The organism is Pseudomonas sp. KH_046_1 (assembly GCF_057839025.1).
In genome coordinates this window covers 3,165,270-3,177,800 of sequence record NZ_CM174481.1, presented here as the reverse complement: position 1 = coordinate 3,177,800, position 12,531 = coordinate 3,165,270, and the positions used below count along the sequence as shown (strand labels likewise).

At 61.7% G+C, this 12,531-nt stretch carries 8 protein-coding genes; 2 read left to right on the top strand and 6 right to left on the bottom strand.

Going from position 1 to position 12,531, the window contains the following annotated elements:
- A complete protein-coding gene (locus AC3IT9_RS14640) occupies window positions 1-951 on the top strand; it encodes an HlyD family secretion protein (protein WP_150753616.1) in 951 nt (316 codons plus the stop codon).
- A 211-nt stretch (window positions 952-1,162) separates the two neighbouring features.
- On the opposite strand, the gene AC3IT9_RS14635 is transcribed toward AC3IT9_RS14640, so the two are convergent.
- Genes AC3IT9_RS14635 through mexE form a run of 3 tightly spaced genes read right to left on the bottom strand, consistent with a single transcriptional unit; the run spans window position 1,163 to window position 7,029 of the window.
- Window positions 1,163-2,584 carry an efflux transporter outer membrane subunit gene (locus AC3IT9_RS14635; protein WP_489270197.1) on the bottom strand — a complete coding sequence of 474 codons (1,422 nt, stop codon included), beginning with the start codon at window positions 2,582-2,584 and terminating at the stop codon, window positions 1,163-1,165.
- Window positions 2,584-5,763, bottom strand: a complete 3,180-nt coding sequence (locus tag AC3IT9_RS14630) for an efflux RND transporter permease subunit (RefSeq protein WP_150757094.1) — start codon at window positions 5,761-5,763, stop codon at window positions 2,584-2,586. The genes AC3IT9_RS14635 and AC3IT9_RS14630 overlap by 1 nt, the downstream gene beginning before the upstream one ends.
- 12 nt (window positions 5,764-5,775) lie before the next feature.
- Entirely contained in the window at window positions 5,776-7,029 is a 1,254-nt protein-coding gene (gene mexE / locus AC3IT9_RS14625) for a multidrug efflux RND transporter periplasmic adaptor subunit MexE (RefSeq protein WP_150723798.1), read from the bottom strand.
- A 314-nt stretch (window positions 7,030-7,343) separates the two neighbouring features.
- On the opposite strand from mexE, the gene AC3IT9_RS14620 reads away from it, so the two are divergent.
- On the top strand, window positions 7,344-8,351 hold the full coding sequence (locus AC3IT9_RS14620) for an Ldh family oxidoreductase (RefSeq protein ID WP_489270196.1): 1,008 nt from the start codon (window positions 7,344-7,346) through the stop codon (window positions 8,349-8,351).
- Between the two features lie 124 nt (window positions 8,352-8,475).
- Here the strand turns inward: AC3IT9_RS14620 and AC3IT9_RS14615 are convergent, their stop codons facing one another.
- The 3 genes from AC3IT9_RS14615 to AC3IT9_RS14605 all read right to left on the bottom strand — a co-directional run bounded on the left by AC3IT9_RS14615 (window position 8,476) and on the right by AC3IT9_RS14605 (window position 12,508).
- Window positions 8,476-10,056 carry an aldehyde dehydrogenase (NADP(+)) gene (locus AC3IT9_RS14615; protein WP_489270195.1) on the bottom strand — a complete coding sequence of 527 codons (1,581 nt, stop codon included), beginning with the start codon at window positions 10,054-10,056 and terminating at the stop codon, window positions 8,476-8,478.
- 63 nt (window positions 10,057-10,119) lie between these two features.
- Window positions 10,120-11,517: a fosfomycin efflux MFS transporter AbaF gene (gene abaF, locus AC3IT9_RS14610; RefSeq protein ID WP_489270194.1), complete on the bottom strand. Its 1,398-nt coding sequence runs from the start codon at window positions 11,515-11,517 to the stop codon at window positions 10,120-10,122.
- Between the two features lie 73 nt (window positions 11,518-11,590).
- Window positions 11,591-12,508, bottom strand: a complete 918-nt coding sequence (locus AC3IT9_RS14605; RefSeq protein WP_489273472.1) for a dihydrodipicolinate synthase family protein — start codon at window positions 12,506-12,508, stop codon at window positions 11,591-11,593.
- Between the last annotated feature and the right edge of the window lie 23 nt (window positions 12,509-12,531).

Below are 12,531 nucleotides of genomic sequence, written 5' to 3'. Positions count from 1 at the left end.
TTGAAGAACATCCTTTCCCGACTCTCGACGGTGGCAGTGGTACTGCTGGCCTTGATCCTGGGCTGGTTCGCCTGGGAGCATTACACCCGCGCGCCCTGGACCCGGGATGCCCGGGTGCGCGCCGATGTGGTGACCTTGTCCGCCGACGTCTCGGGGCGAATCGTCAGCCTGGCCGTGCAGGACAACCAGCATGTGAACAAAGGCCAGGCGCTGCTGGAGATCGATCCGGCGCGTTACACCCTGGCGGTGGAGCATGCCAAGCGCGCGGTGGAGGTGGCGAAAGCCTCACTTGGGCAAGCCCAGGCGGCCATTATTGCCAGCGAAGCCTTGCTCAAACAACGTCAGAGCGAAGAGCAACGGCGGCGCACGCTCAAGGATCGTTCGGCGATTTCCGGCGAAGAGTGGGAGAAAGCCAACACCGATGTGTCGGTGGCCCAGGCCGACTTGATGCGTAATCAGGCCAATCTGGTGTTGGCCCAGGCCAACGTGCAACTGGCCATCGCGGCCTTGACCCAGTCCGAGCTCAATTTGCAGCGTACCCACGTCGTCTCCCCGGTGACCGGCTTTGTCACCAATCTGCTGACCCGGGAGGGCGACTACGCCTCAGCCGGCGGTCCATTGCTGGCGCTGGTGGACAGCGACAGCTTCTATGTCAGCGGTTACTTTGAAGAAACCAAGTTGCCGCGGATCGGGGAGGGCGACCGGGTCAAGATCGAGTTGATGAGTGGCGAAACGTTCGGCGGCAAAGTGCAGAGCATTGCCTTCGCCATTGCCGACCGGGAAAACCTGCCCGGTGGCCGCCTGCTGGCGAATATCAACCCCAGTTACACCTGGATCAAGCTGGCGCAACGGGTGCCGGTGCGGATCGAGATCGATGCCGACTATGCCGGTAAAAACAATCTGAGGGCCGGGACCACGGCCACTGTGACCGTCCAGGAAAACCATCGCTAACCCCTGTAGGAGCGAGCCTGCTCGCGATGGTCGACAACGATGACGCGGGAGGCCTGAAAAAACGCGGCGCCCTGGAGTTTTTCGCGAGCAGGCTCGCTCCTACAGGGGTGTGAGGTGTTTTTGAGAGCAAAAAAAGCCCCGCGACCGAATGAGACGCAGGGCTAAGAAATTGGTTGGTTGCGGCCAACCAAAGGAGCGCTTTAAAACCGTATTACTTGCTCGCGACCGTCTCCGGCTGCCAGCCGCCACCGAGGGCCTTGTAGATCGCGACGATGCCGCGATACAGGTCGACTTCAGCCTGGGCCTGGGTGTCTTCGGCCGCCAGGCGTTCACGCTGGGCGTCGAGCAGCACGAGGAAATCGGCCGTGCCTTCGCGGTAGCGGATCTCCGCCAGGTCGGCGGCCGAGCGACTGGACTCGCTCTGGCGAATCAACGAGATCAGGCGCTGCTGACGTTTGCCGTAATCGCTGAAGGCGTTTTCCGATTCTTCCAGGGCTAGCAACACTTGTTGCTCATAGGTCGCCAGGGCGCCTTCGGCATCGGCGTCGGCGCCACGCAAACGGGCCTTGACGCTGCCCAGGTCAAACGCCGCCCAGGTGATGCTCGGGCCCAGCGCCCAGGCGTTGGCCGCCGAGGAGCCGATCTGCGAACCGCGCCCGGCCGTAAAGCCAAGGAAGCCGCTGAGGCTGACCCGCGGGAACAGATCCGCCTTGGCCACGCCGATACGTGCCGTGGCCGAAGCCAGTTGGCGCTCGGCACTGCGAATGTCCGGACGGCGTTGCAGCAGTTCACCCGGATCGCCGATCGGCAATGCCTTGGCGATCGCCGGCAGGTCTTTCGGGCTCAGGTCCACGGTCAGCTTGTCCGGGCGTTCACCCAGCAGGGTGGCGATGCGGTTTTTCTGTCGGATCTGTTCGGCCTGCAGTTGTGGCACGCTGGCTTCAACCGACGCCAGTCGCGCATCGGCGCGCTCCACATCGAGCTGATCGCCGACGCCGGCATCACGCAGGCTGACCGTGATCTTGCGCGACTCCTGCTGGTTCTGCAGGTTGGCCAGGGCAATTTTCTCCCGCAGCTGCGCGCCGCGCAGTTGCCCGTAGGAATCCACCAGTTCGGCAATCATGGTGACTTGCAGTTGGTACAGGTCGGCCTCGAACGCCTGTTGCTCGGCGTTGGCCGACTCCAGGTTGCGCTGGATGCGACCAAACAAGTCAATTTCCCAGGCCATGTCCAGGCCCAGGTCATAGCGTTCGCTGTTGACCCGGTCGGTGGTCTGGCCCGGAATCTGGCCTTTGCCCAGGTCACTGCTGACGCGGCTGGTGATGGTTGGCATGGCGTCGTTGCTGACGTCATCGCGGATCGCCCGTGCGGCTTTCCAGCGGGCGAAGGCGACGCGCAAATCGCGGTTGCCTTGTAGGGATTGCGTCACCAGCTGGTTGAGGGTCGGGTCGTCGAACTGCTGCCACCAGATGCCTTCGAAACGCGAACGGTCAAAATTCTTCTGGCCGGCGGCGCCATCGGTGGCGGCCGTGATGTTGGCCGCCTCGGTGGTTGGCGTCTTGTAGTCCGGGCCCACGGTACAGGCACTCAGGGCCAGTACCAGCAGGCTCGGCAGGAAGGCTTTCAAACTCATCAGTGCGACTCCAGCTTCAGGGCGGCCTTGGCGGCTTTGCGCGCTTGGCCGCGCTCGACAAAGTTACGAATCAGTACGTAGAACACTGGCGTCAGCAACAGACCGAAGAAGGTCACCCCGAGCATCCCGGAGAACACTGCCACACCCATGGCATGACGCATTTCGGCACCGGCACCGCTGGAGAACACCAGCGGCACAACACCCATGATGAACGCGAAGGAGGTCATCAGGATCGGCCGCAGACGCAGACGGCACGCTTCGAGTACCGCCGCCAGCGGGCTCAAGCCTTCCTCCTGTTTGTCCTTGGCAAACTCGACGATCAGAATCGCGTTCTTACAGGCAAGCCCCACCAGCACGATCAAACCGATCTGGGTAAAGATGTTGTTGTCGCCACCGGAAGCAATTACACCGGTAATGGCCGACAGCAGGGTCATCGGCACGATCAGGATCACCGCCAGTGGCAGGCTCCAGCTTTCGTATTGAGCGGCGAGCACCAGGAACGCCAGCAGTACGCAGAGCGGGAACACGAACAACGCGGTGTTGCCGGACAGAATCTGCTGGTAGGTCAGGTCGGTCCATTCGTACGTCATGCCGTTGGGCAGTTCTTCCTTGAGCAGTTTTTCGATGGCTTTTTCGGCCTGGCCGGAGCTGTAGCCGGGGGCTGCCGCACCGTTGATTTCAGCGGTGATGAAGCCGTTGTAGTGCATCACGCGGTCGGGACCTGAGGTGTCGCTGACCTTGATGAAGGTCGCCAGCGGGATCATCTCGCCTTTGTTGTTACGCACTTTCAGCTGGCCGATCTGGTCGGATTCGAGACGGAACTGTTGCTCGGCCTGAACGTTGACCTGATAGGTACGGCCAAAGCGGTTGAAGTCGTTGGCATACAGCGAACCCAGGTAGATCTGCAGGGTGTCGAAGATGTCACTGACGGCCACGCCGTGGGTCTTGGCTTTTTCCCGGTCGATGGCGGCATCGACCTGGGGCACATTGACCGTGTAGCTGGTGAACAGGCCGGCCAGTTCCGGCACGTTGTGGCTCTTGTTGATGATGTTCATGGTTTCCTTGTACAGCTCTTCGTAGCCCAGGTTGCCCCGGTCTTCGATCTGCAGGCGGAAACCACCGATGGTGCCCAGGCCTTGTACCGGCGGTGGCGGGAAGATCGCCATGTAGGCTTCCTGGATGTTCGCGTACTGGCCGTTCAAGGCTCCGGCGATCGCACCGGCGGACATGCTCGGGTCTTTACGCTCGTCGAACGGTTTCAGGGTCACGAACACGATGCCGGCATTTGGGCTGTTGGTGAAGCCGTTGATCGACAGACCAGGGAACGCCACTGCACTTTCCACGCCCGGTTGTTTAAGGGCGAGGTCGGACATGCGCTTGATCACGTCTTCGGTACGGTCCAGGCTCGAGGCATCCGGCAGTTGCGCGAAGGCCACCAGGTATTGCTTGTCCTGGCCGGGTACGAAACCGGTCGGGGTGCTGGAGAAACCGAAGAAGGTCAGGACCATCAGGCCGGCGTACAGCAGCAGGGCGATGCCGCTTGAGCGGATCACACGGGCAACGGTGCCGACATAACCATGGCTGGCCTTCTCGAAGAAGCGGTTGAACGGACGGAACAACCAGCCGCCGAAAATCTTGTCCAGCACCTTGGAGAAGCGGTCTTTCGGCGCGTCGTGACCCTTGAGCAATACCGCGGCCAGAGCCGGCGACAGGGTCAGGGAGTTGAAGGCCGAAATCACTGTCGAAATCGCAATGGTCAGGGCGAACTGCTTGTAGAACTGGCCGGTCAGACCGGAGATGAACGCCGCCGGAACGAATACCGCACACAGCACCAGCGCCGTCGCAATGATCGGGCCTGTTACCTCGCCCATGGCTTTTTTGGTCGCTTCGACCGGGGTCAATCCGAGTTCGATGTTCCGCTCGACGTTCTCCACCACCACGATGGCATCGTCCACCACGATACCGATCGCCAATACCAGGCCGAACAGCGACAAGGCGTTGAGCGAGAAGCCAAACAGATGCATCACGGCAAAGGTACCGATCAGCGATACCGGCACAGCGACCAGCGGAATGATCGAGGCACGCCAGGTTTGCAGGAACAGGATCACCACCAGCACCACGAGGATCAGCGCTTCGAAGAGGGTGTGAACCACCGCCTCGATGGAACCGCGCACGAAGATCGTCGGGTCATAGACAATGCTGAAGTCCATGCCTTCGGGGAAGGTCTTCTTCAGCTCGGCCATTTTCGCCCGGACTTCGTTGGAGATTTCGATGGCGTTGGAACCCGGACGCTGGAAGATCGGGATCGCCACCGCCGGCTGGTTATTCAGCAGGGAACGCAGGGCGTACTGACTGGAACCCAGTTCAACTCGGGCGATGTCTTTCAGGCGAGTGATCTCACCATTATCTCCAGAGCGAATGATGATGTTCTCGAACTCTTCCTCGGAAACCAGGCGGCCCTGAGTGTTGACCGACAACTGGAAGCTTTGGGCATTCGGGGCAGGGGGCGCACCCAAGGCACCGGCCGCCACCTGGCGGTTCTGTTCACGAATCGCGGTGACCACATCGGTGGCGGTCAGGTTGCGCGAAGCGGTCTTGTTCGGATCGAGCCAGACACGAAGCGAGTAATCGCCCATACCGAACAGTTGCACGTCACCGACACCGCCCAGCCGCGCCAGCTCATCCTTGATGTTCAGGATCGCGTAGTTGGACAGATAGAGCATGTCGTAGCGTTTGTCCGGCGAGGTCAAGTGCACCACCATCGTCAGGTCGGGCGACGCCTTGTCCACGGTGATACCGATGCGCGTCACTTCCTCGGGAAGTTTTGGCTCGGTGCGGGTCACACGGTTCTGCACCTGCACCTGGGCGTTGTCCAGGTCAGTGCCCAGGGCAAAGGTGATGGTCAGGGTGATCTTGCCGTCGGCGGTCGACTGCGAGGACATGTACAGCATGTTCTCGACGCCGGTGATGGCTTGCTCCAGCGGCGCGGCCACGGTTTCGCCGATGACCTTGGGGTTGGCACCCGGGAAGTTGGCGCGGACCACCACGGTCGGCGGCACCACTTCCGGGTATTCGCTGATCGGCAACTGGAACAGCGAGATCGCACCGGCGATCAGGATCAGCAGCGACAGCACTGCTGCGAAGATCGGCCGTGAAATGAAGAATTGGGAAAAATTCATCGTAAAAATCCCTTAACCGCGTGGGGTCGTGGCAGCCAGTTTCACAGCCGTACCCGGTGCAACCTTGGCAGGCGCGACTTGGGGCAGGTTGCTGGCTTCCAGCGCTTGGCGTTGTTGTGCGAGTGCTGCAAGAGTTTGTTCGCTGGCCATCGGAATCACTTCAGGGGTGACCGGTGAACCAGGGCGTACCCGCTGCAGACCCTTGACGATGATGGTGTCGTCCTTGTTCAGGCCGTTGCGCACGATGCGCAGGCCTTCGATCTTCGGACCCAGTTCCACCGCGCGGTAGGCGGTCTTGTTGTCGGCATCCATCACCAGCACGAATTTCTTGCCCAGGTCGGTGCCGACGGCTTCATCGTTGATCAACATGGCGCTGTAGGTGCCGCTGCCCACCAGTTTCAGGCGTGCATACAGGCCCGGGGTGTAGCTGCCATCGCTGTTGTCGAACACGGCGCGACCACGGATGGTGCCGGTCTTCGGGTTGACCTGGTTGTCGACGAAGTTCATCACGCCCTGGTGCGGGTTGCCGTCCTCGTTGGACAGGCCCATGTAGACCGGGGTGGTGGCGCCGCGCTTGCCCTGGCGAGCGAGCTCGGTGTACTTGAGGAACACACGCTCGTCCGCGTCGAAGTAGGCGTACACCTTGTCGGTGGAGACCACACTGGTCAGCGGGGTGGTGTCGGCGGTCACCAGGTTGCCGGCGGTGATTTCCGCACGGCTGACGCGGCCGCTGATTGGAGCAGTCACGCGAGTGAAGCTCAGATTCAGTTTGGCCAGGTCCAGCTGCGCTTGCAGGGCACCGACGGCGGCGCGGGCTTCTTGAGCAGCGCTGGTACGCGAATCGGCCAGTTCGGCGGAAATGGCGTTGCTGGTGCGCAGGCGCTCACCGCGCTGGGCTTCGTTTTCGCTGCGGGTGGCATTGGCGCGCGATTGTGCAACCAGGGCTTCGAGGCGGCGGACCTCAGCCTGGAACGGACGCGGGTCGATCTGGAACAGCAGGTCGCCTTTCTTGACCAGGGCGCCTTCAGTGAACGCCACTTCATCGATCTGGCCGGAGACCCGTGGACGAATCTCGACGGTTTCCGGCGCTTCGAGGCGGCCGGTGAATTCGTCCCATTCGTTGACCGGTTGTTCCAGCACCTTGGCCACGCTGACCTTGGCCGCTGGCATGCTGGCGGCGGTTTCCGGGGCCTTGCCGCAAGCGCTGATCACCACTACGGCCAACAAAGCCAACGGGAAGCGCAAATGTTTGAGTGACTGTTCCATGGATGCATCCGCCAATGTGTTGAGATTGGCGAATGATGCGCGGCGGGTTTGTATCTCACGAATCGAATGGGGCGAAGGTAACTATCATCCGGAATGATATAAGACCCCAGCCAGCCCTCTAGCCTGCGCCTTGCGTTCGGTCTTCATCAACTGGATTGATGGCAATTGTGTGTTGCATTGGATGCAAAAGTCAGTTGGTTTAACAGGCCTCAACTGCCTGCGCTGTGCCAATTTCGTCACCGCTAATGTCCAAACCCATCAAGCCATAACGCCTCGGATAGACCACTCTGACCGGTCTGTCCAAGGAGATGACCATGATCCGACTGACCCTGATCGAAGCCCGTGAGTTGGCCGAATCGATCTTGTTGCACAACGGTTTTAATCTGGCCCATGCACAAGCGGTGGCGGCGACGGTGCTTGTTGGCGAACGTGATGGCTGTGCCTCCCACGGTTTGTACCGGATTCTGGGGTGTGTGAATTCCCTGCGGGCCGGCAAGGTGTCAGCCGATGCCGAGCCACAGGTGATCGACCAGGCGCCGTCGATTGTGCGGGTGGATGCTGGCGGTGGGTTTTCGCAGTTGGCGTTTCAGGCGGGGTTGCCGTTGTTGACGCAGAAAACCCGGGCCAACGGCATTGCGGCGTTGGCAATCAACCGCTGTGTACATTTCTCGGCGCTGTGGGTGGAGATCGAGCAGCTGACCGCTGCCGGTCTGGTGGCACTGGCGTGTAATCCGAGCCACGCCTGGGTGGCGCCGGCTGGAGGACGACTGCCGGTGTTCGGCACCAATCCCATCGCCTTCGGTTGGCCGCGTGCGGGGCAAGATCCGTTTGTGTTCGACTTCGCCACCAGCGCGATTGCCCGTGGTGATATCGAACTGCACCGGCGTGCCGGCAAGGCGATTCCCGAAGGTTGGGGCGTCGACGCCCAAGGCCGGCCGAGCACCGACGCCAACGTGGTGCTCGACAGCGGCGCGATGCTGACGTTCGGCGGGCACAAGGGTTCGGCGCTGGCGGCGATGGTGGAGTTGATTGCCGGGCCGCTGATTGGTGACCTGACCAGTGCCGAGTCGTTGGCTTACGACGGGGGCAGCAAGTCGTCGCCGTACCATGGCGAGTTGATCATCGCCCTGGACCCTCGGCGCTTTCTGGGGGACGCCACTGAAGAACATTTGGCCCGGGCCGAAACGTTGTTCCAGGGCATTGAAGGGCAGGGCGCACGCTTACCGTCGCAACGACGTTACGCGGCGCGGGTACGCAGCCTGGTGGAAGGCGTGCAAATTCCCGAGGCGCTGTACAACGACCTCAAGGCCTTGCTCGCCTGATTGAATCAAAGTGCTCAATCCTGTGGGAGCGGGCTTGCTCGCGATGAGGGCATCAGGTTCAACATTTTCGTCGACTGACACACCACTATCGCGAGCAGGCTCGCTCCCACAGGAGGTCGTGTTGTTAAACCGGCTCGCGTTGGCTGCTGCCATCCACCAGCCGTGCAATCCCCAGCGGGTTGGCGTTTTTCAAGGCGTCGGGTAGCAAGGCGTCCGGGCAGTTCTGGTAGCACACCGGACGCAGGAATCGCTCGATGGCCAGGCTGCCAACCGACGTGCCACGGGGGTCGGAGGTTGCAGGATAAGGCCCGCCATGGACCATGGCATCGCAGACTTCGACCCCGGTGGGGTAACCGTTGAACAGTACCCGGCCGACTTTTTGTTCCAGCAGTATCAGCAGGTCCGCATGGGTCTGAAGATCCGATGCTTCGCCAATCAATGTCGCAGTCAGTTGCCCGTGCAAGCTGTTCAACGCCTGCCGCAGCTCAACCTTGTCCGCCACTTCAACGACAATGGTGGTCGGCCCGAACACTTCTTCCTGTAGCAGCGGATCCCCATTGAGCAGCAGGCTGACGTCGGCCTTGAACAGTTGCGGCCGAGCCTGATTGCCCTGCTGGTCGTGGCCCGCCAGGTGCGTCACGGCCGGATGCTCGAGCAAGGCCCGCAGCCCTTTTTCATAGCTGCCGAGGGTGCCCGCATTGAGCATGGTCTGCGCCGGTTGTTCGGTCATCAGGTTGCTTAGTCGCGCAGTGAACGCCGTCCATTCAGGGGCGCGAATACCGATTACCAACCCCGGATTGGTGCAGAACTGCCCGCAACCCTGGACCACCGATGCCACCAGTTCACCGGCGATTTTCTCGCCGCGCGCACGCAAGGCTTCGGGCAATACCAACACTGGATTGATGCTGCTCATCTCGGCAAACACCGGGATGGGTTGTTGCCGTGCGGCGGCCATGTCGCAAAGGGCACGGCCACCTTTGAGCGAGCCGGTGAAACCGACGGCCTGAATCGCCGGGTGCTTGACCAGCGCTTCACCGACACCAGCGCCGTAGATCATGTTGAACACACCCTTGGGCATGTCGGTCTGCTCGGCGGCGCGCAGGATCGCATTGGCCACGCATTCGGCGGTTGCCATGTGCCCGCTGTGGGCCTTGAACACCACCGGGCAACCAGCGGCCAGGGCCGCTGCGGTATCGCCGCCAGCAGTCGAAAAGGCCAACGGAAAATTGCTGGCGCCGAACACGGCCACCGGGCCGACGCCGATCCGGTACTGGCGCAGGTCAACCCGTGGCAGCGGCTGACGCTCCGGCAGGGCACGGTCGATGCGCGCGCTGTAGAAATCGCCCCGACGCAGGACCTGTGCGAACAGACGCATCTGGCCGCTGGTGCGGCCGCGCTCGCCCTGAATCCGGGCGCTGGGCAGGGCGGTCTCACGGGTCACCAGGGCAACGAACTCGTCATCCATGGCATCCAGTTGCGCGGCGATGGCTTCAAGGAATTGCGCCCGGCGCGTCGCCGGCAAATTACGAAAGGCTGGATAGGCGGCCGCAGCGGCCTGGGCGGCCGCGTCGACTTCTTGCGCGGTGGCTTGCACGAAAGAGTAGGGCAGTGCTTCGCCGGTGCTGGCGTCATGGCTGTTCAGGATGATGCCGCCGACGGCGCTGCGCGCTCCGCCGATGTAGTTGTGGCCAAGGATTTCGAGCATTGAAAATCTCCGGTCTGGAAAGGGTAAGGGCAAAAGATCGCAGCCTGCGATCTTTCAGGGCCATCAAGCCAAAGAGTCACCCCGGCGCGGGGTGGCTGGCGCGGCTGCGTCCACGGCAGCAACCCGGGCCGCCGACTCGGCATCCACCTGGCGCAATGACTTGCCACGGGTCTCGCGGGTCAGGCTGACAGCCACCACGGAAATCAGCGCGGCGCCCACCAGATACCAGGCGATTGGAGTCGAGCTGTGGAACTTGTTGAGCAAGGTGATGGCGATCAGCGGTGCCAGGGAACCGGCGAAGATCGGCGCCACCTGGTAGCACAGGGACAGGGCGGTGTAGCGTACGTGGGTCGGGAACAGTTCAGCCATCAGCGCCGAGTAAGGCGCATAAGTCATCGACTCGATGGCCAGGCCCAGGGTGATGGCGGCCATGATCAGCCAGTTGTTGCCGGTGTCCATCATCGGGAAACCGATGAAACCCCAGAACGCTGTGAGCACCGCGCCGGTCAGGTACACCGGCTTGCGCCCGACGATGTCCGACAGATAGCCCATCAGCGGGATCAGGAAAAAGTGCACCAGGTGCGCGCCGAACATCAGCAGCAGAATTTGCGAAGTGTCCTTGTGCACCACCAGTTTCAGATAGGTAATCGAGAACGTCACCACGGTGTAGTAGAGGATGTTCTCGGCAAAGCGTGCGCCGATTCCCACCAGCACCGAGCGCCAGTGATGACGCAGCACTTCTACCACACCGAGCTGTTGCTGTTTGGTCTGTGCCTGAAGGGCTTGGGCTTCCTTGAAGATCGGCGCGTCATCGACGCTGGTGCGAATCCAGTAACCGATCAACACCACTACCGCCGAGAACCAGAACGCCACGCGCCAGCCCCAGGCAAGGAACTGTTGCTCTGACAGGTTCGACGACAACAGCAACAGGGCGACCGTGGCCACCAGGTTGCCGGCCGGCACCCCGGCTTGCGGCCAACTGGCCCAGAAGCCCCGACGATTGTCCGGGCAGTGTTCGGACACCAGCAGAATCGCGCCGCCCCATTCGCCACCGAAAGCGAAGCCCTGGATCAACCGCAACAGCACCAGTAGCACCGGCGCTGCGTAACCGATCTGGTCGAAGCCAGGCAGGCAACCCATCAGGAAGGTGGTGATGCCGACCACAACCAGGCTCAGTTGCAGCAGGCGTTTGCGGCCGAATTTGTCACCGTAGTGACCGAATACCAAACCGCCCAACGGCCGGGCGAGAAAGCCGACCGCGTACAAGGCGAAGGCGGCGATGATGCCGTCGATGGGGCTGTCGGTCTGGCGGAAGAACAGCTTGCCGAAAATTAATGCCGAGGCGGTGCCGTAGAGAAAGAATTCATACCATTCGGCGACGGTGCCAGCCATGGCGGCGGCCACTACGCGTTTGAGTCCAGAGGGTGAGGTTGCGCTTTGCGTGTGTTGAGGATTCGACATGCTGACGTACCTTGTTAAGGCGCAAAAAAGCGGGCAGCCGGGCCGGGCCGGTAAAGGCCCGCCCGGCAATCACTCAGAGACCGACGTCCGGCAGTTCCGGGCGGTTGGCCAACGCCTTGGCCATGATCTGCTCGACGAATACGCGGTCGGCTTCCGGCAGGGCCAGGCGTGGCGGACGGGTCAAGGCGCTGCCGCGACCGGCGATGGCTTCACACAGTTTGATGCACTGCACCAGGTCGGCACGGGCATCGAGGTGCAGGATCGGCATCAGCCATTCGTAGATCGGCATGGCTTCGGCGAAACGACCGGCCTTGGCCAGGCGGAAGATGGTTTCGCCTTCTTTCGGGAACACGTTGGACATGCCCGAGACCCAACCTTCGGCACCCACGGCGATGCTTTCCAGCACCACGTCGTCGAGGCCGGCGAACAGCACGAAACGGTCACCGACTTCGTTGCGCACGTCGATGAAGCGGCGGGTGTCGCCGGAAGAATCCTTGAAGCACACCACGTTGTCGCAGTCGGCCAGGGAAATCAGGATGTCCGGGGTGACGTCGTTCTTATAGATAGGCGGGTTGTTGTAGACCATCAGCGGCACGTCTGCGTTTTTCGCCACGTAGCGGTAATGCTCGGCAGTCTCGAACGGCTTGGAACCGTAGACCAGCGCCGGCATCAGCATCACGCCATCGACGCCGACCCGGCGTACGGCATTGGCGACCTTGGCCGCTTGTATGCTGGTGAACTCGGCCACGCCGCAAATCACCGGTACGCGACCACGGGCGGCATCGACAGCGACCTCAGTCACGGCGATTTTCTCTTCGGCGCTCAGCGAGGTGTTTTCACCCACCGAGCCGCAGACCACCAAGCCTGACACGCCATCGCGGATCACATTGGAAATCACCTGGTGTGTCTTATCCAGGTTGATCGTGAAGTCATCGTTGAATTGAGTGGTCACTGCAGGGAAGACGCCACTCCAGTTAATGCGCTTGCTCATTGTTGCCTCCGGTTCGCTAATAG